Genomic DNA, 24,759 nt, shown 5'->3' on the forward strand with positions numbered 1-24,759 from the left:
AAAAACCTATAAATAACTAATATAATGAGTGATAGAATCCATACCCTTAGTGGTTATTTTCATGAATATCAAAAATCCGTAACCGAGCCTGAAAAATTCTGGGCAAGAATCGCTGACTCTTTTCATTGGCAGAAAAGGTGGGATCAAGTCCTGGAGTGGGATTTTGAAGGTCCGGATGTCAAATGGTTTGTCAATGGCAAATTGAACATCACTGAAAGCATTTTTGAGAAAAACCTTTTTACACATGGTGACAGGACTGCGATCATTTGGGAACCCAATGATCCAAATGAAGAAAGCCGAAATATCACTTACAAGCAACTGTATAAGGATGTCTGCCAATTTGCAAACGTGCTGCTTTCAAAAGGTATCCAAAAAGGAGACCGCGTAATCATTTACATGCCCATGATTCCTGAAGCAGCTGTAGCCATGCTTGCCTGTGCCAGGATAGGGGCCATTCATTCTGTGGTGTTTGCAGGATTTTCTGCTTCGGCCTTAGCCGACAGGATAGTTGACTGTGAAGCCAAGGCCATACTTACTTCAGACGGAAACTTCCGAGGCAATAAGAAAATTGCGGTAAAGGCAGTGGTCGATGAGGCACTGGAAAAGTCAAGTGTAGATACTGTCATTGTATGTAAGAGAACCGGTCAGGATGTTATAATGAAGGAAGGACGTGACTATTGGTGGAGTGAGTGCCTGGAAGGCATATCCACAGACCACAAAGCAGAAACTGTAGACAGCGAAGATCCATTATTTATCCTGTACACTTCCGGCTCTACCGGGAAGCCAAAAGGAGTAGTCCACACCACAGGAGGATACATGGTCTATACCAAGTATTCCTTTGAAAATGTCTTCCAGTATTCCCCAGGAGATGTGTATTGGTGCACTGCCGATATTGGTTGGATTACCGGGCATTCCTATATCGTATACGGCCCCCTTCTGGCGGGTGCTACCACCCTAATGTTTGAAGGAGTGCCGACTTTCCCGGATGCAGGCCGGTTTTGGGCTGTGATAGACAAATACAAAGTAAACCAATTCTATACCGCACCTACAGCTATCAGGGCACTTCAGGCACATGGTACAGAGCCGATAGAGCCATACAGCTTGGACTCCCTGAAAGTTTTGGGATCTGTGGGAGAGCCTATAAATGAGGAAGCCTGGAGATGGTATTATACCCATATCGGAAAATCAAGATGTCCTATTGTGGATACTTGGTGGCAGACAGAAACAGGTGGGATCATGGTATCTCCCATTGCAGGAATTACCCCAACCAAACCTGCATACGCTACGCTTCCACTTCCCGGGGTCCAACTCTGTATTGTTAATGCCGATGGAAAAGAACTTACAGGAAATTCGGTAGAAGGAAACCTTTGCATCAAATTCCCTTGGCCATCAATGATCAGAACTACTTGGGGTGATCATGACAGGTGTAAGCAGACTTATTTCTCCACCTACAAAGGCATGTATTTCACTGGAGATGGGGTCAAAAGAGACCACGATGGATACTACAGGATTTTGGGAAGGGTAGACGATGTCATCAATGTTTCAGGGCACAGGATGGGAACAGCTGAGGTAGAAAATGCCATCAATGAACATCCGCTGGTTATTGAATCAGCAGTAGTGGGTTATCCACATGAAGTAAAAGGTCAGGGAATTTATGCTTATGTGATCTGTGACATGACCAACAGAACCGAAGAAAATCTGGTCAATGAAATAAAAGATACAGTAAGTAAAATCATCGGACCGATCGCAAAGCCTGATAAAATACAGGTGGTCTCAGGCCTACCCAAGACACGTTCCGGAAAAATCATGAGGAGAATCCTGAGAAAAGTAGCTGAAGGAGTTACAGAAAATCTGGGTGACACCTCCACATTACTGGATCCTGAGGTAGTCAAGGAGATTATTGATGGACGTAAATAATCCATGAATCCAATAATTATGCGGTTTGGAGTAAATCCCAGACCGCATTTCTTATTTTTATCAAATCTTTATTCCAATATTTCCTATCCAAAATATGTCAAACGTCATTATCAGAAGGGTCAAGGAGTTTTTGAAACTCTATCCTCCCTTTTCGTTTCTGGAAGATGCTCCTCTGGAGGAAGTGGCAGAAAGTGTGGAAATAAGGTTTTTTTCCAAAGACGAACTGTTGTTTTCAAAAGGAGATCAAGCACAAAACTGTTTCTTTGTCCTCAGGCAAGGCTCAGTTACACTTTTGGACACCAGAGACGATAAGAAGAGCATCATAGAAGTCTGTGATGAAGGTGACGTATTTGGGGTGCTGGCACTTTTGGGGCAAAGGCCCTATATCCTTTCGGCGCAAGCTACAGAAGATAGCCTTGTGTATGCCGTTCCGGTTTCTGTTTTTGAAAAATTACTCAAAGAAAACAGCAGAGTCAGTCTGTATTTTGCGGCAGGATTTGCCTCAGGGCAGGTGGTCGTCAGAAATGACTTATCCGAGTCACAAAAGGCCCGCTCTGTTCTTCAAAAAAACCAAGAAGACCGTGGCCTTCTGATCTTTACCGGCAGGTCTGATTTCAATTATTCCAAAGATGTACTTTCATGCGGTCCCCAAACCAGCATAAAAGAAGCTGCCTCCTTGATGGAATCCAAAAACGTAGGCTCCATAGTAATCGTCAATGAACTTTTCCACCCACTTGGAATCATCACGGATAAGGATATACGCAACAGACTCGTTTCCAAAGGACTTCCTAATACGACCCCAGTCTCTGACTTGATGAGCTCACCTGTTTTGACCAAAAAGCAGGATTCGGATTTTTCTGACTTATACCTTACCATGGTCAAAAGCAGGCTTCATCACCTGATTTTCACAGAAAATGGAACCCCTGAAAGCCCTGTCACAGGAGTATTGTCAGATCATGATCTGCTCCTCTCTCAGGGAAATAGTCCTGCCGTACTTATCAAGGCCTTGATGAATACCGAGGACATTGCAGAAATGGCTGCCATCCGAAACAGAGCAGAAAGCTTACTGAGATATTATTTGGAAAATGAAGTCACCATGGATTTCGTGGCGAATATCATTTCGGAAATCAACGATATCATCATCGAAAAAGCTATACGCATTTCCCAAAATCAGCTTGAAAAAGAATTTCCGGAACAAAGCCAAGTGAAGTTCTGCTTCGTCTCTTTGGGAAGCGAAGGAAGAGAAGAACAGCTGCTAAGGACAGACCTCGACAACGCCATCATCTTTGAAGATGTACCAGAGAATGCATTCGAAAAAACCCAACAGTACTTCCTTGAGATGGGAGAAAAAATAGTGGAAATTTTGCTGGCATGTGGGTTCCAGCCTTGCCCAGCCAAAATGATGGCCAATAACCCCTTATGGTGCCAACCACTTGCTGTATGGAAAAATTACTTTTCGGACTGGATCCTTAGCCCAAATCAGAATGCATTGATGAAGGCTACCATCTTTTTTGATTTCAGAGCCATCTATGGTACTAAAAGGTTTATTTCCGTTTTAAGAGAGCACATTTATCGCGAAATCTCCTCCAAAAACATTTTCCTTAACTTTCTCGCCAAAAACGCACTTCTCAATCCACCACCGCTCGGTTTCTTCCGAAACTTCATATTGGAAAAATCAGGCGAACAGAAAGACAAATTTGATATCAAACTACGGGCCATGATGCCTCTTGCTGATATTGCCCGCCTCTTGATCCTGAGTCACAATGTGGTGGGGATCAACAATACTTTCAGGAGGTTTGAAAAACTGGCCGAACTCGAACCCAACCACAGCGAACTGATGAGGGAAGCGGGAAAAGCATACGAAATTCTGATGCGGATGAGGGCTATCGAAGGGATTACCCACAACAATTCCGGCAGGTATATCAACCCTGAAAAGCTTGGAAAACTGCAAAGGCAAATGCTCAAAAATACTTTCTACCCCATAGATGAATTACAGAAAATCATCAAAGTGAGGTTTCAACTTGACTATTTTGGAAGCTGATATGAGGTGGTGGAATTTTTTATTTTCAGGTACACAGCCAAAGGCAGACTTTGTCACCGCTTATGAGGAAAAAAACCAGGAGAAAACCCCTGGTAACAGGCCCATTAGTCAGCTGAACTTTGTGGTATTGGACACCGAAACCACAGGCCTTAATTCTGAAAAAGATGATTTGGTATCTTTTGGTGCCGTCTTGATTCGGAATGAAAAAATCCTGGTCAACAGCAGCAGGGAATATTTTTTTACTACCAATATTTTAAATAGGGAATCCATTAAAATCCACGAAATCATTGAGCCCAAAAACCCCGTATCCGATGAATTTTTTGCAGAAGAGTTCCTTAAATATATTGACAAGCATATCATTGTAGGACATCATATAGGCTTTGATCTCAAAGTGATAGAGAGAAAACTCGCACCATTTGGCTTCAAAAATTTCAAAAACCCTATTCTGGATACCCAATACCTTGCAACAAGACTGGAAAAGGGATATCATTATGACCTTAGAACGGGAAAACCCGGGGAATACAGCCTTGACAGCTTATGTGAAAGACATGAGGTACCCATAGATGACAGGCACACAGCGGCAGGCGATGCTTTTCTTACTGCCCAACTTCTACTAAAGCTGCTCAAAAAAGCAGAGAAAATCGGAGTGAAAGACTTCAAAAGCCTCATGAGATAATCAATCAGGAAATATTTTTTAACTTTTCCTTTAGTGAAAAAATATGGAGCTGCTTTTTTGGCTCCCTATATTCCTTACAAAAATCAGTGTGGTAGTGATGCTCGGAAAGGAACCTAATCTGGATTTCAATCCATTCTTTGGGAGAAAAAAAGGGGTTATCGAACCTGATTTCCCTAAATAGCCTATCACTTCCCAGCTCAAAAAGATCCGTCCCAAGATATTCCAGATCCGCATCAGCCACTATCTTTTCCAAAAGGTTGTGTGGGGTTTGAGGAATTCTGGTGGCCATCACCATACCACAGACTGCTTCAATTTCATCCTCATTGAATCCGTATCCCGGAAACTCTTCCCTGATAATTCCACACCCAAGAGCCTCGTGCTCTTCTTTTTTGATCAGAAATCCTGCATCATGATACAAGGCAGCAAACTTGACCAACTCGAGCTGATCTCCATTCACATTTTCCTTTCCGGCGATTTCCACCGCTTTGTTTACTACATATTGTGTGTGCTGTGCATTGTGGTAGGTAAGCTTCCCCGGCAATTCGGAATCCAAACGCCGCAAAAATTGCTCTCTTAAAGTTTCGAATGCTATCATACATCAATGCTGACCGCTTTTCCTTTTGATCAATCCTCCTTTTACTTCCTTGATACTCTGGATGTAAAAAAAGGCCTTGGGGTCTATCTCTGTTACTGCTTCTTTGATCCTGTGGATTTCCAGTCGGGTCACTATGGTCATGATGATATCCACATCTGCTTTGACATCAAAGCTTGTCGGTAAATATCCCCTTTCACCTTTGTAGACCGAAATAGCCTTCCCAAATTCATTGACTATCAACCCTTTGATCTGATCAAAATCCTTTGAAATGATAGTCATGGCAGTGTATTCTTCGAATCCGTCCACTACATAGTCCGAGGTTTTCATGGCCGTGAAGTACACCAAAATCGAATACATCCCTGTCTCAATGCCAAACTTATATGCCGCACCCAATATGATCAGGGTATTCATCACCAGAATGATTTCTCCAGATGTAAACCCTGATTTCTTTTGGGTATAATATCCAATCACTTCCAAGCCGTCTATGACACCGCCTCCACGGATGACAAAGCCAATGCCCAATCCGATAAAAAACCCTCCAAATACGGCAATCAAAACCTTATCTTCTGTTACGGGAGGAATTTCAATAAAATACATCCCAAGAGCCAATAGTATGACTGCAATCAGCGCTTTCAAACTAAAGGTCTGACCTATTTTGCTGTATCCTATAATCAAAAAAGGGAGATTGAAGAAGATCAGCAACCAGCTGATATGGATGTCCGAAAATCCTTTGACCAGAATAGATATACCTGTGACTCCTCCATCCAGAAAGTTGTTGGGTACCATAAATCCTTGGAGTCCGACTACGGCAAGAAATACCCCTAAAACAGTGTAGGTAATGGACTTTAGGGAAAAAACGGATTTCCAATTTATCTTTTTCGACAGGGCCATATACTGGATTTTGGTTTTGAATTTAGGGCATATTTTGGGATATCAAAAAATTAATTCTTATTCCAGAACTTCAAAAGCGAGTAGAGGAAGCTGTTTGTTCTTCAATTTGAGGCTACCAACTTCTTTGCATTTAAAAGATTCACGGACCAGTTCGTAGCATTTTTCCGGTATAAGAATCTGGTTTTTATCTGCCGATGCCTGCAGCCTTGCAGCTACGTTGACTGTATCCCCTATGACTGTGTAGTCAAGCCTTCTGAGGGTTTTTGAACCAATATTTCCCCACACCATGTCCCCTGTATTGATGCCAATAGATACCTCAGGCGAATAGTTTTTGGAATTGCCTTGGATACCACTTTCCTTGATCAGGTTTCTGATGGCAAGGCAGGCATCTATCGCCCTGTCCAAGTGATACTCCCCTTTGAATGTCGCCATGATGGCATCGCCCATAAATTTGTCCACCACACCGTTTTCTTTGATGATTTCTTTCACCATGATATCAAAGTAGGCATTGAGCATTCCTACAACTACATCAGCCGGTTCATTTTCACTTATAGAAGTAAAGCTACAGATGTCTATAAAGCAGACCGTACCATCTTGGATTTCATTTTCTGCCAAAGCCTTTTCGATTTCTTTAGAGCCCATGAAGTTGAGCACGGTTTCATCCACATACATTTTGAGTATGTTGTTCTCCTTAATTGCCCTGAGGGTATCTCTTAGCTGACGGACGTGCTTGATGGTTTTTTCGATGGTGATTTCTAAGTCTGCAAAATTGACCGGCTTGGTCACGAAATCGAAAGCTCCCCGGTTCATCGCTGTACGGATATTGTCCATGTCCCCATAGGCCGAAACAATAACGGACTTCAGGAGTGAATTCTGTTCGCTGATTTTAGTAAGTAGCGTCAGTCCGTCCATCTCAGGCATGTTGATATCACTCAGCACCATGTCGATGTCCTGATGTGCCTGAAGCTGTTCCAAAGCATGCCTCCCATTCATGGCAAATACAAACTCGTACTCGTTTTGTCTGATTTTTTGCCTGAACTTCTGCCGGATCAATACTTCCAGATCTTCCTCATCATCCACCACCAATATCTTTGCCATCGTATTCATTTTATAAGTTGGTCAATTTATTGATTTCTTCTTTCAGTGAATCGAAATCTATGGGTTTTGTAAAAAACTCCTTGGCTCCGGACTGTATGGCTTTTTCGTAATTTTCCTTGTCTCCATAGGCAGAAATCATGCTGACATTGATTTCAGGAAATTTTGCCTTGATTTTATCAAGCAGTTCCAACCCAGTCATACCCGGCATATTGATATCAGAAAATACATATACAAACTTGGGGGGATCCTCCGAAGATAGAATTTGCAGGGCCTCATCACCGGAAAAAGCAAATTCAAGGGAGATATCCCCTTTTCTGATTTCCTTTCTGAATTTTTGTCTGAAAAGTGTTTCTACATCCTTTTCATCATCTACAATTAGAATTTTCATGACTCATTTTTTATTTAGTACTTATACCTGATCAAAATTGACAGTTTTGTACTACAAACATTAATTAAAAACATCAACCTTTTCCTAAAAACACAGCATAATACGTCGGTACTCTTAATATGGGTTTTTTATATTTTTCTGAAAAGGTTTTAAATTAGCGAAACTAAACAATCAGCCCCAAAAAACCTCATTTCCTGATAACCCTCCTAAAAAATCCCTGGTTTGTTCATAGCCTTTTTTCACTACTTTTTCCCACTTGCTATCATCCAAAAGGGATACAGCCCTCAGGTTCATTTCAAAATACAATGACACTTTGGACTTGGTAATTTCCGCTTTTTGCTTGCTATTTAGGGTCATGGAATTGACCAAAACAGAGGTAAGGGCCGGATTGTCATATTTTTTGTCTTTTGCAAAGGCTTCTTTGAGTCGCTCCCACTTTTTGGAAAATTCTTTAGCCGCCACATCTTCCGGTTCAGAACCATTAAGCGAAATGGCAATGATGTGCTTGACCGGGTAGCGGTACATGGGCTCTACAGGCAGATTGTCCGAGACTCCTCCGTCCACATATACCTGATCTTCTATAACCACAGGAGGAAAAATGCCAGGCAAAGCAAAGCTTGCCTGAACCTGCTCCCAAATCTTACCTTTATTGTGTACCCTGATCTGCGAATTGGAAAGATTGGTAGAGACACAGTAAGAAGTGACCCAAAGGTCTTCCAAGCAGGATTCACCGAACAATTTTTTGAAATAAGCTTCAATTCCTGTTTCAGTAGTATTGGAGAACATCTTGAGAAAAAAATCATTGACCCCTTCATCCTGGGCAGTAGATTGCTGGCAAATCTGTTCTATTTTTTTAAATTCAAAATCAGCATAGGTCATGGCAATGCCATAAACCGCCCCTGCACTTGTACCCCCCACAAAATCCACCTCAATCCCAGCATTCAAAAGTGCTTTGACAGCTCCTACATGTGCATATCCTTTGGTACCGCTACCACCCAAAACAAGTCCTACTGCCCTATTGGTAAGCATTCGGCTGAGCCTTCGGAGGTCTTTGGGATTTTCTTTCCTGATATGAAGATGCAAGTTTACCGGCCTTTCCTCAAGCCACTCTTTGGTGTTGACGGGCCTCGGGGTGTCTTTTTCGTGTAGGAGAACGAGAATGGTTTTTTTATTCAACACTCCAGGCTGATACAGGCCATTGGACTCCTCCAGTTCGGAAAGCTTGCTTTCTGCCTCAGAACTACTTAGCACCACAACCAAGTCCGCATAAATCAAGCAATGCTTAGTCCATTCAGGCTCGCTTCCATTACAATACATCAGGTTGGTTCCTTTATGGGATTCCAATGAATCAAAAAGTTGCCCAATAGGGGTTTCCTTTTTTGAGTATACCTTGGCCTCCAGAAAATCATGGGTAAGCTGGGTCCTAAGCGCTTCCACAAATGATGAAATATCTTCATTCTGCTGCAGGTGAAAAATGGCTATATTCTTTGGGGCAGCTTCTACATGTTGTTGCAGGATATTTCTACGCAATCTTTTGATTACAAATCGGGTAAGAGCCGCTGCAAAATCTGGGCTTTTACTCACTATACTTGCGTATTGTTGTTTGTTTATTTCAAGTACGCTGGATCTTCTGACAGCCAAAACAGAGGCCATTCTGGGCTCACTTGTAAATAAAGCTATTTCCCCAACAGGCTCTCCTTCACCAATATCCCCAAGAATCACCATCTTGCCCTCATTGTCCTGCAAAGCCCTCAACCTTCCAGAAAGCACTACATAAAGCTCATTTTGGACATCTCCTTGTTTGAAAAGGTATTCACCTGTATCCACGGTCTTCAGGGTACCGCTTTCAAAAAACTCTTTTAGAACCGCCTCATCCACTTCTCCAAAAAGATTGCCTAAAAGTTTCTGAAAATAAGGGTCAAAATTGGATGCATTTTCCATAGGTCATTTTTTCTTAATTTAAGGTGATTTTTTTGAAATCGGTAATCTAATTTTAAATATGGTTCCTTTCTCATTTTCACTTTCAACCTCTAAAGCCCCTCCATGAGCCTTGACAATATCATAGCTTAAAGACAAGCCAAGACCGGTGCCCTGTCCTGTTGGCTTGGTCGTGAAGAAAGGTTGGAAGATTTTTTCCCTGATCGATTCCGGAATTCCAGACCCATTATCTGAAATGTTAATTTCCAGTTCATTGTCCCCTAGCTGGGTGGAAACAGTGACCTCAGGTTTATAATCTACATTTTTGCCAGAATTTCTCAAAAGCTTGCTTTTTTCGTTACAGGCATAGAAAGCATTGTTGATCAAGTTGAGAAACACCCTACCAATATCCTGCGGGACAATTTCAATTTTAGGCAAACTAGGATCAAGATCAGTTAAAAAATTGGCGTTGAAAGTTTTGTCTTTTGCCCTCAAACCATGATAGGAAAGCCTTAAGAATTCATCTGCCAAGGCATTTATGTCAGTGAGTTCCTTTTGACTCTGACTGTTGCGGCTATGCTGAAGCATGCCTTTGACTATTCCGTCTGCTCTTTTACCGTGATGGTTAATTTTTTCTAAGTTGACCTTCAGGTCTTCAAAAATATACTTAACCTCCTCTAGGTCGCCCTTTTCGAGTTCTTGTTGCATTTCTTCTACCAGCTCAGAACTGACCTCTGCGAAATTATTGACAAAGTTGAGGGGGTTTTGGATTTCATGTGCAATTCCTGCGGTAAGTTCACCAAGGCTTGCCATCTTTTCGGCATGGATCAACTGACTTTGTGTGGCCCTAAGTTCAGCCAAAGTATTTTCAAGTTCTTCCTTTTGCCTGGTAAGGGCTACAGTTCTTTCCTCTACGTCCTTTTCAAGCTGGGCTTTTATTTTCTGGGTGATTTCAAATTCACGCTCCCTTTCGATAGCAACCAGTCTTTCCGCCTCTCTGATTCTTCTCTGCTTTCTATAGGTAAAATACATGACTATAGCCCAGATAAATGCGAAAAATGAAGCTACATCGAAAATCATATCCACTTTTTTGTAAAAAGATTTGTCGATGGCTTCTATCAAGTCACCGACCACAGAGACGGCAATCAATGGGATGACAGCAATAAAAAGTGGTTTGGTATTTTGAAATTCATCATAATTCAGTACCAAATAGGCAACTCCGCCTATTAAGGCTATGCTTAGTGCAGAGGTAAGCAAAGAAGGAATGACACCTGTGCTCCCAAATAGCAACAGGAAGATGGCCAACAAAAAGCCAAACCAGATGTATTTCCTCCATTCCTGTGAGACATTTGCAGCCTTGGCATTTTTATGCAGATAGTAGAGGAGGATAATGGTAACAATATTTTCTAAGCCCATTTGCTATTGAAATTTGTGCTGGAATAAAATCAATAGGTTAAGTAACTAAATTAATGCGAGTTAGTCTAGCATTTTTGGAAGAGTGATTGAAAAACAGGTGAAAGTTTGTTTTTTTTTATTTGAATAAGCCCTGATGTCATTTGAAATTCAATCAACTAAAAAGTAAAACCAAAGTGCTTTTACTATATCAAATCTTAGCCTTACACATAACCCCTTTACCTACTGATCAGATCATTGAGAAAGAATTATTCTTAATTTGTAGAAAGAAAAAAAGCCAATCATCAATTCTCTATAACCTGGGGCAAAGAAGTCTTCCAACCCGTTTTCAAAATTCGTACTTTATCATAAAACTCCTTCTTGTAATTTTCTCCAAATAGGATTGGACTACCGTTGACCCAAACATAGTTCTGGTTGAATTTTTTCAAATGCGTTAAATTGATAATGCAAGACCTATTCACACGTTGTAAGGTCGGAAAGGGGAATTGTTCAGCGAACTGTTTCAGACAAAGGGAAATCGTATATTTTTTCCCATGATTTGTGAAGATATGAATCACCCCTTTGTCCGCTAAAATCTTTTCAATCTCCTCTACACTTATCCTGTGAAAACAGTCCCTCTCTCTTATATAAAAGCAATCTGGAAATTGCTTTTCAGTCAGTTGCCCGGAAATCTGGGTACACAGTATTCTTCTTAAAGTAATTAAAATTTGCTCATCTGAGCTCGGTTTTACCAAAAAAGCCTCAGGGTAAAGCTCCAAAGATGTTTTGATCAAAGCGCTAATAACTTCAAATGAAGAAGGGATATTTTCCAACAAAAAATACAGGGGCCAAAATCCCTCATCAAAAAATTTAACTTTTCCCTTTCACCAGAAACCAAGGATTCAGTAAATCTTCCTTATTGTAGGAAAGTTCTTCTTCGGAGTTCCATTTAAGAACCTTTCCTCCCGCAGCCTTGACTATAGCATGTGCCGCGGCGGTATCCCACTCCATGGTTGGTGCAGGCCTTGGGTATAGTTGGGCTTTCCCTTCGGCCACAAGCAGCAATTTCAATGATGAACCCATGCTGATCAGTTCGGCTTCAGGATAATTTTTGAGAAACTGCCGGGTAGCTTCGTTGAGATGAGAACGGCTGGCCACTATCCGGTTGACGGTTTGGAAGCCGCTTGCCTGTATGGCTTGAACTGCCCCAAATGCATCTCTTTTCCAAGCCCCATTTCCGACTTTTCCCCAATACAAATCCCCAAGAACAGGGGCATATACCACTCCAAAAACGGCTTTTCCATTATCTATCAAGGCAATATTGACCGTAAATTCTCCATTTCTTTTAACAAACTCCTTGGTCCCATCCAATGGGTCCACCATCCAAAAATAATCCCAGTTTTTCCGGTTCTGAAGAGGGATTTTTTCACCCTCCTCTGACAGTATGGGTATTCCGGTATTGGCTAATCCTTCCATGATAACTTTATGGGCGGCCTTATCTGCCAAAGTCAGAGGAGATTGATCCGGCTTCAATTCCAATCCAAGATCGGTCTTTTGATAATACTCTAAAATCACTTTCCCGGCCTGTACGGCAGTTTTCTTTACAGCTTCAAGGTCAAATTCAAAATGAGGCATCAATACTATTTTAAAGGAATATTTTCTAATCCCCAAGCTAATCAGTATTTTGAATAATATTTAATCTTACCTTGTCAAAGTAGCAGATTAGGTCAAGCCTGCCAGGTTTATGAGCCAAATCAGTTTTGAAATTTATCGTGTCAAAAAAACCTGGCAGGTTTTTTCTTGTCATTTTCTAAGATGACAAAGTAGGGTTAGACGCTCAGGTTAGTTTTAAATGATCACTATGAAAAAATTGATTTCCACAATCCTTGCTATCTCACTTATATTTTCGGTTAGGGCTCAAGAAAAAACAGAGACAATCAAACAAATTTTTGAAAAAGCAGGAACAGAGGGTTTTTCCGGTGTATTGCTATTGGCAGAACAGGGAGGAGCTTTTTTTGAAGAAGCAGTAGGGTACAGGAATTTTGAAAATGAGGTAGAACTACTGACCACGGATATTTTTGAAATGGCCTCGGTCTCCAAACAGTTTACCGCCATGATGGTAATGATGTGCCAGGAAAAAGGCCTGTTGCAATTTGATGACCCCATTGACAAATACTTAGAAGTCCCCTACTCGGGTATAAGCATCAGGCATCTTTTTACCCATACCTCGGGATTGCCGGACTATCAGGAAGTAATGGATAAGCATTGGGATAAAAGCAAGGTAGCAGGAAACGAGGATATCTTGGAATACCTTCGGGAATACAATCCTCCCATGTTATTTCAGCCAGGTGAGCGCTACGAATACAGCAATACGGCCTATGTTTTTTTGGCAAGTATAGTAGAAAAAGCCACAGGGGAAGACTTTATTGACCTTTCCAAAAAATGGATTTTTGAACCTTTGGAAATGTCCGATACCGATATCCGGACTTTGGAAGAAAAAGCCAATGTTGAAAACTTCGCTGCAGGTCATCTAAAGGATGAAAACGGAGAATATGTCAATGCCAACAAATTCCATGATTCCGACTATACTGTATGGCTGGGCAACAGAAAAGGTCCGGGCAGAATCAGCAGCACGGCCCAGGATCTGTTGAAATGGGATCAGGCTCTATATACAGAACAATTGGTTTCAAGAGAAACACTTGAGGAAGCTTTTTCACCCATGAAGTTAAACGATGGAAGTGAAAGCAATTACGGTTTTGGTTGGGACATCAGCGATGATGATCAAGTGGGGAAAATTGTCTCTCATGATGGTGATAACCCGGGCTACAGAACCAAAATCATCCGCCTGATCGATCAGCAAAAGACCTTAATATTACTCAACAACAATGCCCATCCTTACAAAGACCAATTGATGGAGGAAGCCTTGGAGGTATTGAAAAAATGGTAAAACTTGTTTCGGCCAGACCTTTTACACCTACCATTGACATAAATCGGAGTAATACGTCACCCTGAGAATTTAACATTTAGGGGAATGTTCAGAAAGGGTAATGACAAAATTACGTGTCATGCTGAGATTTTAAAATTTGGCATTTACAGATAATCAAATGACAAATGGTTTCACGCAGCGTGCGCAGCGAGGTCGCAGCGATCGCCGCGAGAAATAGCTATTTGGCATTGGAAGCGGAGCTTGCAGAGTCGAAAGCCTGTCCCGCAGCATTGCGGAGCATCTCCTAAACTATGGGCGATTTTTCCTTTCTACCAATGACAGATATGGAGGAATCGTCATTCTGAACGTAGTGAAGAATCTCCTACTTTTAAAGAGAGGAGATCCTTCACCTCCGCAAGCTCCGGATCAGGATGACGTACACCAACTGTCATTTCCTTTCTGTAAATGCCAATTTTAATGACTCAGGATGACGTACCCCAACTGTCATTCTCTTTCCGTAAATGTCAATGCTAATAACTTAGCATAAACTAAGAAAAAATTGAACCACGACTTGTCCCGAAAATCGGGAAAAGCATACAAAAATCATATAAGATAAATCCTAGCTTTTAACCATTGCCCCTCCATCAATGGTGTAAACGGCTCCGGTAATCCAACATGCATCTTCAGATGCCAGAAAAAGTGCTAAGTTGGCTACATCTTCCGGACGCCCCAACCTTTGGAGTGGGGTGTTTTTACCAGCATCTTCCACGGCTTTTTCAGGGTCCTGAAATGCTACCGCAGAAGCATGGATAAACGGTGTATCTACAGGGCCCGGACAAATGCAGTTGATCCTTACTTCAGGTGCATAATCTACTGCTACCTGTTTGGCTAAAGCCACAAGGGCCGCTTTGGAAGCACAATAAGCCGGGTGGTTCGGGAAATTTTTAAATGCCGCAATTGACGCATTGATGAGTACATTGGTATTATTGCTTTTTTTCAATTCAGGTAATCCTGCCTTCAAAAGGTAAAATGCTGCATCCACATTGACAGCAAAAGTTCTGTGCCAGCTTTCTGAGGACAATTCTGTCAGCGCACCCAGACCAAGAGTACCTGCATTGATGGATATCCCGTCAATTTTGCCAAATTTTTCTAAAGCGGTTTTAACCAAGTTCTGATTGTAAGATTCCTCGGCCACGTCCCCAGGGAGGAAAAAAGCTTTAGCACCCAATCCTGTGATTTCATTGAGGAGAAACATACCCCTTTCTTCATTTCTACCGCCCAAAATCATTTTGGCCCCTTCTATGGCAAACTTTATGGCTATCGCCCTTCCCATTCCCGAAGTAGCTCCTGTAATGATAAAAACCTGATCTTTAAGTTTCATAAAGTTTTATTCAATAAGGAAAAAGTTCCGGGTTTGACTGTCTCAATTTGTAGCATCTGAATTCGGTTATAGGCTTATCAATTACGGCTGCAGCCAAATACATTCTTGTTTCGGGAAGAAATTTAGCATTTAAAAGCACCACTGAGATTTTTTCATCACCATATACCGTCTGCAGTTTCTGAAATCCGGTACATCTCCCCGCTCAATGACAAACTTGGCCTTGGCATCATAGTCCAGGTTTTCAAAGTCCACATCCCAAAAAATCCTTTTTTCGAATACCGGTTTTTCTTTATGTCCCATTTGATTCAAGTTTTTTTAAAATTACGAAATACGATATACGATTTACGAGGCCTTCCGATAATCTTACCTTCTCACTTGTTTCCAAGCCCATCTTGTTTCCTCAAATGTTCGGAAAAGCCTTTATCTCTTGTTTCTTGTCTCTTGTTTCTTGTTTCTTGTCTCTTGCCTCTTGTCTCTTGTTTCTTGATTCATTATTCATTATTCATTATTCATTATTCGAAATTATGAAATATCGAATATCGAATATCGAATGATGAATTTCGAAAGCACTGGGTCTATAACCGCTCCCTTCTGGTCTTTTTAAAATTACGAAGTACGATTTACGATTTACGAGGTTATTCGATAATCTTACCTTCTCACTTATTTCAAGCCCATCTTGTTTCCTCAAATGTTCGGAAAAGGCTTTATCTCTTGTTTCTTGTCTCTTGTCTCTTGTCTCTTGTCTCTTGTTTCTTGTCTCTTGTTTCTTGTCTCTTGTCTCTCACTTCTCATCCTTCCTCCTTTTAGTTGCACCTTAACAACCCCTACCTCATCAGTTAATCAATTCAACAATTACACAATTAATCACTTCCACTTTTTCAACCTCACATCTACCTCTCCCAAAGCCCTAATATGAACGGTGATGGCTTCCTCATCGGGATAGATGCCTTCGATTTTCAGATCCGGCTGTACAATGCTGAAATCCGCAAAGTCGGTAGTGATATTGCCTTGGCTTTGCAGTTCTTTCTTGGCACTGTCCAAGATTTCTCCTATGGATAACACAGCCATTTTTTTGATCTGTCTCTGTACTTTCCCTTTGCGCAGCCTGATACCCAAGTTAGTTAAAAAATCGCCTGTATCCACATCAAACTTTGGATCGGTAAAAACCAAAGTCTGACTCTCTTCGTCATATTCAGGCTTTCCAACAAAGAACATCCTTCCGCTGATATCATTTTTATTGTCTCTAATGGCTACAAAGTCCATACTGAGCAGGGTATTGTCGCCAAACTGCTGGGTTCTCAGATTGGTAGGCAGCAATACCGTGTTTTTATTGGTTCTTATCTTTTGTCCATCAAAGGTCTCATTCAAGTATGCATCCAAATCGGAATAGGGAATTTTCAAAGGCAAAACCAAATCAAGGTAATTGTCCTTTTCTGCGGCTTTGGAAATTGGAGGAAGGGCTGTTTTGGCCACATCTGGCTTTTGTCCCAGTTTAGAATGCATCTCTCCCTCTATTCCCATGTACAGAACAAGGTTTTGGTCTTGGGTAAACTCTTCCTTAATTGAAATACGCTTGGGGACTGAGTAAAAATGAGCTGTGATCCCTGCTTCTTCAATGGTGTAAGGTTCAGAAAAAGCATCCCAGGTAGATTGGGCTATCTCTTTAAAGTCAAAACTGGTCAGGTTTGCAGCTTTGAGCTGGTTGTCAAGCACGTTTTTCAACTGATTTTTCACCAAAGGCTCAAGATTGATTTCAAATCCTAGCAGGTTGTAGCTGAGGGATCTGCCCCAATTGTCTATATCGATATTGCTTACATTGAGCTGCCAATCTGTTGCGATTTCGGGTTTAAAGCTGATTTCTGGAGCCAGGTTTTCATTGAAAGGAAAATTGGTCGAGAGGTTCTGCCCAAAGACCCGCTTTTCTATTTTGAGGTCTCCTCTGGCATTCATGGGTACTTTGACTTTGATCAGGTTGTTTTCCTCTGCCCTTATACTGAGTAAGCCGGTTCTGTTGATATCCAAGTCCGCTGTCAGACCTGATCCTAGATCCAATCCCCGATCGGCAAACAGTTTGCTCCCCACTTCTTTATTCAGGTTGTCCTGCAAAAAAGAGAGGGGAATAACCACGGGCACATTGATCTTGGAGACAGCCTGAGGAGCAATTTGCAATTCACTGACAGCAGGTGGACGCTCCGGTCTAATGCTTCTACAAGAAAAAATAACAAGTACAATCAATATGGAGCTAAATCGGGTGATGCGCATGTAAGGTGTAAGTATGATGTTTTTTAAAGATGTCAACGGATTTATAAAGGAACTATTTTTAAGCCAAATTTATTTAACCCATATCTGAATTAAGAAATATTAAGAGATGAATTGGGAAAAACTTGAGGATCTGACGCAGTTGACGCAGATAAAAAATTTGAGTAGGGAAAAGCCGGTATTGATTTTCAAGCATTCTACCAGGTGCAGCATCAGTAGCATGGCATTGGACAGGCTAAGAAGAAACTGGCAGGATGCAGATTCAGAAAAAATCAAACCCTATTATCTTGATTTGATCAGCTTCAGGGAAATCTCCAATCAGATTGCAGAGGAATTCGGCATCATGCACCAGTCTCCACAGGTGATTCTGATCAAAGATGGAAAAGCGGTGTACGACAACAGCCACATGGGTATCAGTTATAGGGATATCATGGAGTTGGCTTGAATGCCAGCTTACAAAGCTTTGAAAAAGTATTTTTTTACGGTTAAGTTTTATACAAAATCTACATAAAAAAAACGCCGGCATTCACCGGCGTTTTTTAATTGAGTATGATTTACAAAGATTAGTTGAATGTATATCTTACACCAACCTGCATTCTCCAAACATTGTTAATGCTATTGGAAAGTCTGAAGGTCTCACTAATGATATCATTCGTACCAGGATTTGTGGTAATTCTATAAACTGGCTCACCGTTAGCATTTACTCCTCTGTAAGAAAGCGGGGTTGTTTGCCAATTGAATTGAGGTACACCCCACTCAGAATTCAACATGTTACCAAAGTTCAAGATATCAAATCTCAACTCAAGTCTGTTTTTCTGATCATTGGTAATGTTCAACCTTTGAGCGATACTAAGGTCAAATGTATGAACCCAAGGTCTTACACCTGCATTTCTGTCGATAACACTACCTCTAAAGTTTCTCAATACTGGATCTTGGTCAATATAAGCGTCAAACAAAGCAGCCTGATCAGCAGCAGTATAGGTTACACCACCGACTGAGAACTCTTGCCAGTTCAATTCAGAAGCATTGTTAGGCACATAAATAAGTCTGTTTTGAGCATCTCCAATATTTCCAGGGTTATTTAAGCCTTGAGAGTTTGCCATTGTGTAAGACCATCTTCCCGCATTACCACCTTCATAGAACAATGAAATAGTAGTGTTGTTGGTGTTGTAGGTCAAAGCAGAGATTAATCTATGAGGCTGGTCAAAATTAGCAAAACTCAATTCAGGATTATTTCTATCAGATACAACAGTTTGTGGCCATAAAGATTGTGCCTGAGACCCACCTGTCGCATCAATATCTCTTGCTCTTGACAAGGTATACGCCGCCATTACATCAAGCCCGTTCTCAAATACTTTTGATAAGGAAACAGTAGCTGATACATAATCAGGAAGCACTTGAGAGTTTGTTAAATAGAATACTTGTCTGAAGAATGGATCACCTGATGGCCCGAACAGCCCAGGCTGTTGTGTCCAGTAAGGTCTTTGATCAGGTCCATTCCAAGTAGCATCTGGTTCCCTTACAACAATATTTTGAGCAACTGGTGCAGATACATCTCTTGAATAGATAAAGTCAAATGCACCGATAATTCCAAATGGCAGTTGCTTGTCAACACCTAAGCTGGTTCTCCAAACTTGAGGTAGCCTAAAGTTTCTGTCAGTAAGATTAAGTTCCTGAGAAAGTGTTTGTCCTGGATTTTCAGGATTGTAAGCAGTCACGTCTGGGTTAAATGTAATACCTGCGTCTATAACTTCCTGTCCTTCAAATCCTTGAAGACCTCTCACCACACCTGATCCGTTAACTTGGTTTGACAACCAAACGAATGGAATTCTACCAGAGAATACCCCTGTACCACCTCTAAGTACTGTAGATCTGTCACCGTTGACATCCCAGTTGAAACCAACTCTCGGAGAGAATAGTGGATTTACTTTAGGGAAAACAGAAACGTCTGGTACTAGAGACTCACCGTTAGGTAGGGTAAAGGTCACATTTCTTGCATCTAGCAATTCGTTTCTTGGGATTTCGATTGGATAGAAAGGAAGATCAACTCTTAGACCACCTGTCACTTTCAATCTTGGATTGATCTGATATTCATCCTGAACATAGAATCCAAGCTGACCAAATCTCGTGGCATCAGTAGGTGGTGTATTAGAACCATCCAGGGCAAAGGATTTTGCAAATGCATCAGGAAATACATTGGAGTTTCTGTTTATAACAGCATCTACAAACCTGTCATAACCAATAAATCTGTAATGGCCATTGAATACCGGGTTAAAGGCATTATCGAAAGTCATGAATTCAAAGTTACCTCCAAAAGTATACGTATGTCTTCCTTTGTACAAAGAGAAGTTATTTGTGACGTTGAAAATGCTATTTTCAAGTAAGTTACCTACAGAGAAAAGTTCATTACCCATTGACATGTAGTACAAAAGGTTACCAGCATCATCTGGCTCAAGAACTTCTATGAAAGGAAAAGCTTGTCCACCTGGGATACCTCTTCTAGGATCAGCAATTGACGTGTAACCAACGTTCAACTGATTAGACATATTTGTACCAATTCTTGAGTTCAATTCAGCAACCCAAGAATTAACCGTTCTATCATTGGTGTAATTAGCATTTCTAAAGTTGATAGCTTCAACACCAATACGGCTAGAGTTACCAATCACACTCATGTTTCTTGTTGATCTTACGTTAGTAGGTACATCAGTAAAGGCAGTGAAAGAGTTATACCTTACAGTAAGTTTATTGTTTTGGTTAATATTATAGTCCAATCTGATGTTCAACCTGGTTTGTTCTGAACCAAATGAATAAGAATCAGGTGCTCCAACATCATAACCATAAATACTTTGTAATTGATCCCTTACAAAATTAGCCTGCTCGATTGGAACTCTGGAAATAAATTGTCCATCAGGAGTTTCACCTGGTCTACGTGCTCTTCTCAACAGTGAAGGACTCAACTCTGTCTCTTCTTCATAATTGATAAAAAAGAACAATTTGTCTTTGATGATCGGACCTCCTAATCTGAATCCCATAATTTCATTTCTTGCATCATTCTGAGGCAGGAACGTATCACCAATTTTGGTGCCTTGCATTTGGTCATTTCTCAAGAAATAGTATGCAGACCCCCTGAAAGTGTTGTCTCCAGATTTGGTGATAGCGTTTACACCAGCACCAGTAAATCCACCTTGTCTTACATCATAAGGAGCAAGGTTGACCTGAATTTCTTCGATAGCATCAAGAGAAACTGGGTTACCACCGGCAAACTGACCAGAGCCTAATCCAAAGTTGTTGTTATAGATGTTACCATCAATCGTAAAGTTATTGAACCTTGAAGAAGTACCTGCAAAAGAATTACCATTTGACTGAGGAGTCAATCTAGTAAAATCATTTACACTTCTGTTAATTGTTGGTAGCGCATTGATTTTATCGCTTCCTAGGTTCAAAGCTGCACCAGTTCTGTCAGCATCAAGGATTCCACCTCTTGTTGTGACAACTTCTACAGCTTCTAGTTCCATTCCATCCGATAAAACAGCATTAATATTATAGTTTTGACCAAGTGAAAGATTGATGTTTTCCAATACCCTGTCTTCAAAACCAACAAAGGTTATGGTAACAGTGTAAGGACCACCAACCCTTACATTCGGTAGAACGAAACGTCCGTCCACGTTGGAAACCGCTCCGTATCTAGTTCCTGACGGCGTGTGTACCGCCACGATGTTTGCTCCAGGAAGTGTCTCACCGGAATCATCCGTCACAATCCCCTGCATACTTGCAGTCGTAACCCCTTGCGAATAGGCTGACCCGGCCGAAAAGACCAGCATCAACACCGCAAAAAGACTCTTTAGTAATGATTGCCTCATAATTTTTGTTTTTTGTGGAAAATTGAAATATAGTTTAGAATTAAGTTTGTTTTCCGAGTACAAATGTAGAGGTCTTATCCAAGTTTTTATTTTAGTAATTGTTAAGTTTTAACATTTATTCACAGCATTACTTAACAATTCCTTAACATTGGTTTACGAATGAAATTCCAAAAACCGCCTCAATTATATATTTCAATCGTTTTAATTGCTGTGAAATTAAAAAAAAATTCAATTTTATTTTTTAACCCTATTTTTGTGTTAAGAAATCTTTAACCCAATGTTAAGCGGTATCTTCGTGTAAAAAAGCAGAATTTTAGGGTATATTCTCCCTATATTGGGCAACAAACCCCAATACTAAAATGAAAAAAAGAAATTTGATTTGGCTATATCTTTTTCTCTTGGTCAGCATACTTGATATTTTATTTACAGCCAACGGACAATCTGAATTTAGATATTTCTCCAAACCCCTGATCATCCTTTCTTTATATGCTTATTTTATTGCGTCCACCATCGCTATCAAAGGTACTTTGCTCCGGAAAACAATAGGTGCTGCTTTGATCTGTTCTTGGATAGGCGATGTGTTCCTTCTTTTCCCAAATTTCTTTCTTTACGGTTTGGGTGCATTTCTGCTTGCCCATCTTTGCTACATTTTTGCTTTCAAAATCGCACAAAAAAATCCATTTTCTATTGGACAGGTCAATTTCATAAGGCTTTTTTTCTACAATCTTCCCATATATATCATTGCAGCCATTGCCTATTTCCTTATACAGCCAGGCTTGGGCACACTCAAAATCCCTGTAATCATCTACCTCATTGTCATCGTACTGATGGTCACTGTTGCCAGAGAGAGGTTTGGAAATACCAATCCTGTTAGTTTTTGGCAGGTATTTATCGGCGGTTTTTTGTTTATGGTATCAGATGGCATCCTTGCTTTGAACAAATTCTTTCAGCCTTTTCCGGAAGCAGGCGTTATGGTGATGGGGACCTATATCCTCGCACAACTTTTGATCGTCAGAGGAATTATGGCTCATGGCCAAGAGTATAAAGTGGTATCTCCGAAAAACAATCCTTAAAAGCAGATAAGTTCTTGTACCAAATCAGTCAAATAGATTGTAATGGACCGGTTTCTGGCTTGTTAAGTAGAAAAACAGGCATTTATAGAAAGGGAATGACAGTTGGTGTACGTCATCCTGAATCGGAGCTTGCGGAGATGAAGGATCTCCTCTATTTAAAAGTAGGAGATTCTTCACTACGTTACCATTGACATAAGTCTATTTATGATTTAGTTCAACCCCTTTAGGGTTGGGCCTCAACTCTATTTCATGTATTCCCTGGGTTGCTACCCAGGGCTATTCATAGTTTAACCCCTTCGGGGTTTTACTCAATAGTCATTTTCTTTCTGTAAATGCAAAATTTTAAAATCTCAGAATGACGATCCCTCCATATCTGTCAATGGTAGGAAACCAGACAAAACCATCATTGAGCAGTTTTACAAAGTCAGGTTGATATTCAGTAGTCCAAAATCAAAAAAGCCTGCTGAAAAATGATTCAGCAGGCCTTCATTTGCTTTAGCAGATTATGCTTTTTTTAGCTCTTAGGCAAAACCACCGTATCTACTACGTGGATTACACCATTTGACTGGAATACATCAGCGATCGTTACTTTGGACTGATTACCATTCTCATCAGAAATGTAAAGGTCTTTGCCTTTCATCCAAGCGGTCAGTTCACCACCACTCACCGTTTTGAATTTGGCTTTTCCATCTCCTTTTTTGATGGCTTCTGCGATTTCTTTAGAACCCATTTTGCCTGACACGACGTGGTAAGTCAAAATATTGGTCAATGTGTTTTTGTTTTCTGGCTTTACCAAAGTCTCAACAGTTCCTGCAGGGAGCTTTTCAAATGCTCCGTTGGTAGGTGCAAATACGGTGAATGGGCCTGCAGACTGTAAGGTCTCCACCAAACCCGCAGCCTGCACGGCTGCTACCAAAGTAGTGTGGTCTTTAGAATTCACTGCATTTTCCACAATGTTTTTGGAAGGATACATAGGTGCGCCACCTACTTCTACTGTTTTTTCTTTTTGGGCGAAAGCTGAAAAAGCATTCAGCACAAACATGGTCAGAATAGCGGCTTGAAATAATCTCATGGTTTTCATAATAAAATTGGTTTAAATGATTTGGAAGGATTTACGCAAGCTGCCATTCATTTGGATTTGGGGAATGAAAAAAATGTATTTACGCCATATTGTTTTAGATTTGTGCCTCTGATTAAAAACAAAAATATGCATCAGGAAAGAATTGAAGCCATCAAGAGAGAAATTGCCAAGGCAGATGCCGGCAATCCGGAAGAGCTTGAGGCTTACAGAATCAATTATATCAGCAAAAAATCTGTAGTAGGAGAACTCTTCGCTGCAATGAGGGACATTCCCAATGAGCAGAAGCGTGCCTACGGACAATTAGTCAATGAGGTCAAACAGCTGGCTGAAGAGAAATTTCAGGAACTGATCGAAAAAGTGAATTCATCTGCTTCCAAAAGCAAATCCACAGATCTGGACCTTACGCTTCCTCCATCCAATATCCATGTTGGGGGGGTGCATCCATTGACTGCCACGAGGCAGAGGATCATTGAGATTTTTGAAAGAATTGGATTCAACCTGTCTGAAGGCCCTGAGATAGAAGATGACTGGCACAATTTTACTGCCCTGAATTTCCCGGAAAACCACCCGGCAAGAGAAATGCAGGACACATTTTTTCTCGAAAAAAATCCTGATATAGCTCTCAGAACACATACTTCATCAGTGCAGGTACGGGTGATGGAAAACCAAAAACCTCCAATCCGAACACTTTCCCCAGGAAGGGTATTTAGAAATGAGGCCATTTCGGCCAGAGCCCATTGTATTTTCCATCAGGTAGAAGGACTTTATGTGGATGAAAATGTAGGCTTTGCCGATTTGAAAAATACACTTTATCATTTCGCCAAAGAGATGTTCGGCAAAGAAACCAAAGTGAGGTTCAGGCCTTCTTTTTTCCCATTTACAGAACCCAGTGCCGAGATAGATATTTCCTGCCAGCTATGTGGCGGCAAAGGCTGTAATGTCTGCAAAGGCACAGGCTGGGTAGAAATCGGCGGTTCAGGAATGGTTGATCCCAATGTATTGGAAAATTGTGGCATAGATTCTAAAAGGTATACCGGATTTGCCTTTGGCATGGGTATAGAACGTATTGCCATGCTCAAATACCAAATCAAGGATTTAAGGCTCTTCACTGAAAACGACGTACGGTTTCTGAAGCAATTTAGATCTATGGTTTGACAACCGAGTAATATTAAAATTGCCACAAAAACACAGAGATACCAAATAGACTTATCCTTGTCATTTTGAACGAAGTGAAAAATCCGTGTTTGCTTGTAATAAAAAGACC

The 24,759-nt window shown here is 40.9% G+C and carries 20 protein-coding genes; 7 read left to right on the forward strand and 13 right to left on the reverse strand.

All coding sequences use genetic code 11. The features are described 5' to 3' along the window. The first annotated feature begins 24 nt into the window (after positions 1-24). The 3 genes from acs (at position 25) to EGN73_RS15280 (ending at position 4,634) form a co-directional block, all read left to right on the forward strand. Positions 25-1,917, forward strand: a complete 1,893-nt coding sequence (acs, locus tag EGN73_RS15270) for an acetate--CoA ligase (RefSeq protein ID WP_219291697.1) — start codon at positions 25-27, stop codon at positions 1,915-1,917. Positions 1,918-2,011: 94 nt separating this feature from the next. Further along, positions 2,012-3,958 (forward strand): DUF294 nucleotidyltransferase-like domain-containing protein, encoded by a 1,947-nt coding sequence (locus EGN73_RS15275; protein ID WP_219291700.1) that lies wholly within the window; start codon positions 2,012-2,014, stop codon positions 3,956-3,958. Next, complete coding sequence (locus EGN73_RS15280; RefSeq protein ID WP_246611605.1) at positions 3,948-4,634, forward strand: 3'-5' exonuclease; 687 nt, start codon at positions 3,948-3,950, stop codon at positions 4,632-4,634. Before EGN73_RS15275 ends, EGN73_RS15280 begins: the two co-directional genes overlap by 11 nt. Positions 4,635-4,638: 4 nt before the next feature. On the opposite strand, the gene EGN73_RS15285 is transcribed toward EGN73_RS15280, so the two are convergent. The 8 genes from EGN73_RS15285 to cysQ form a co-directional block, all read right to left on the reverse strand. Then, the gene (locus EGN73_RS15285; RefSeq protein ID WP_219291703.1) at positions 4,639-5,229 is read right to left on the reverse strand and encodes an HD domain-containing protein; all 591 of its coding nucleotides are present in this window, start codon (positions 5,227-5,229) and stop codon (positions 4,639-4,641) included. A gap of 3 nt (positions 5,230-5,232) precedes the next feature. Next, on the reverse strand, positions 5,233-6,120 hold the full coding sequence (locus EGN73_RS15290) for a YitT family protein (protein ID WP_219291705.1): 888 nt from the start codon (positions 6,118-6,120) through the stop codon (positions 5,233-5,235). A gap of 57 nt (positions 6,121-6,177) precedes the next feature. Next, positions 6,178-7,218 (reverse strand): adenylate/guanylate cyclase domain-containing protein, encoded by a 1,041-nt coding sequence (locus tag EGN73_RS15295; RefSeq protein WP_219291708.1) that lies wholly within the window; start codon positions 7,216-7,218, stop codon positions 6,178-6,180. A gap of 10 nt (positions 7,219-7,228) precedes the next feature. After that, complete coding sequence (locus tag EGN73_RS15300; RefSeq protein WP_219291711.1) at positions 7,229-7,606, reverse strand: response regulator; 378 nt, start codon at positions 7,604-7,606, stop codon at positions 7,229-7,231. Between the two features lie 171 nt (positions 7,607-7,777). Then, on the reverse strand, positions 7,778-9,547 hold the full coding sequence (locus tag EGN73_RS15305; RefSeq protein ID WP_219291713.1) for a patatin-like phospholipase family protein: 1,770 nt from the start codon (positions 9,545-9,547) through the stop codon (positions 7,778-7,780). A gap of 18 nt (positions 9,548-9,565) precedes the next feature. Continuing rightward, positions 9,566-10,939: a sensor histidine kinase gene (locus EGN73_RS15310; RefSeq protein WP_219291715.1), complete on the reverse strand. Its 1,374-nt coding sequence runs from the start codon at positions 10,937-10,939 to the stop codon at positions 9,566-9,568. A gap of 281 nt (positions 10,940-11,220) precedes the next feature. Further along, the gene (locus EGN73_RS15315; RefSeq protein ID WP_219291718.1) at positions 11,221-11,751 is read right to left on the reverse strand and encodes a LytR/AlgR family response regulator transcription factor; all 531 of its coding nucleotides are present in this window, start codon (positions 11,749-11,751) and stop codon (positions 11,221-11,223) included. A gap of 34 nt (positions 11,752-11,785) precedes the next feature. After that, positions 11,786-12,550 (reverse strand): 3'(2'),5'-bisphosphate nucleotidase CysQ, encoded by a 765-nt coding sequence (cysQ, locus tag EGN73_RS15320; protein WP_219291720.1) that lies wholly within the window; start codon positions 12,548-12,550, stop codon positions 11,786-11,788. A 226-nt stretch (positions 12,551-12,776) separates the two neighbouring features. On the opposite strand from cysQ, the gene EGN73_RS15325 reads away from it, so the two are divergent. Continuing rightward, complete coding sequence (locus EGN73_RS15325) at positions 12,777-13,862, forward strand: serine hydrolase domain-containing protein (protein ID WP_219291722.1); 1,086 nt, start codon at positions 12,777-12,779, stop codon at positions 13,860-13,862. 598 nt (positions 13,863-14,460) lie between these two features. Here EGN73_RS15325 and EGN73_RS15330 read toward each other — a convergent pair. The 3 genes from EGN73_RS15330 to EGN73_RS15340 form a co-directional block, all read right to left on the reverse strand. Further along, complete coding sequence (locus EGN73_RS15330; protein ID WP_219291725.1) at positions 14,461-15,222, reverse strand: SDR family NAD(P)-dependent oxidoreductase; 762 nt, start codon at positions 15,220-15,222, stop codon at positions 14,461-14,463. A gap of 129 nt (positions 15,223-15,351) precedes the next feature. Continuing rightward, a complete protein-coding gene (locus EGN73_RS15335) occupies positions 15,352-15,522 on the reverse strand; it encodes a DUF6922 domain-containing protein (RefSeq protein WP_219291728.1) in 171 nt (56 codons plus the stop codon). A gap of 564 nt (positions 15,523-16,086) precedes the next feature. Further along, the gene (locus tag EGN73_RS15340) at positions 16,087-17,484 is read right to left on the reverse strand and encodes a DUF4403 family protein (protein WP_219291731.1); all 1,398 of its coding nucleotides are present in this window, start codon (positions 17,482-17,484) and stop codon (positions 16,087-16,089) included. A gap of 106 nt (positions 17,485-17,590) precedes the next feature. On the opposite strand from EGN73_RS15340, the gene ytxJ reads away from it, so the two are divergent. Further along, the gene (gene ytxJ, locus EGN73_RS15345; protein WP_219291734.1) at positions 17,591-17,926 is read left to right on the forward strand and encodes a bacillithiol system redox-active protein YtxJ; all 336 of its coding nucleotides are present in this window, start codon (positions 17,591-17,593) and stop codon (positions 17,924-17,926) included. A 118-nt stretch (positions 17,927-18,044) separates the two neighbouring features. Here ytxJ and EGN73_RS15350 read toward each other — a convergent pair whose 3' ends face one another. Next, positions 18,045-21,341 (reverse strand): TonB-dependent receptor, encoded by a 3,297-nt coding sequence (locus EGN73_RS15350; RefSeq protein WP_219291737.1) that lies wholly within the window; start codon positions 21,339-21,341, stop codon positions 18,045-18,047. 359 nt (positions 21,342-21,700) lie between these two features. On the opposite strand from EGN73_RS15350, the gene EGN73_RS15355 reads away from it, so the two are divergent. Continuing rightward, a complete protein-coding gene (locus EGN73_RS15355; RefSeq protein WP_219291740.1) occupies positions 21,701-22,414 on the forward strand; it encodes a lysoplasmalogenase in 714 nt (237 codons plus the stop codon). 514 nt (positions 22,415-22,928) lie between these two features. On the opposite strand, the gene EGN73_RS15360 is transcribed toward EGN73_RS15355, so the two are convergent. Next, entirely contained in the window at positions 22,929-23,495 is a 567-nt protein-coding gene (locus tag EGN73_RS15360; RefSeq protein WP_219291743.1) for a fasciclin domain-containing protein, read from the reverse strand. 126 nt (positions 23,496-23,621) lie between these two features. On the opposite strand from EGN73_RS15360, the gene pheS reads away from it, so the two are divergent. Beyond that, positions 23,622-24,650: a phenylalanine--tRNA ligase subunit alpha gene (gene pheS / locus EGN73_RS15365; protein WP_219291746.1), complete on the forward strand. Its 1,029-nt coding sequence runs from the start codon at positions 23,622-23,624 to the stop codon at positions 24,648-24,650. Positions 24,651-24,759: the final 109 nt, after the last annotated feature.

The sequence above is a fragment of the Arthrospiribacter ruber genome (assembly GCF_019343195.1).
Taxonomy (GTDB): domain Bacteria; phylum Bacteroidota; class Bacteroidia; order Cytophagales; family Cyclobacteriaceae; genus Arthrospiribacter; species Arthrospiribacter ruber.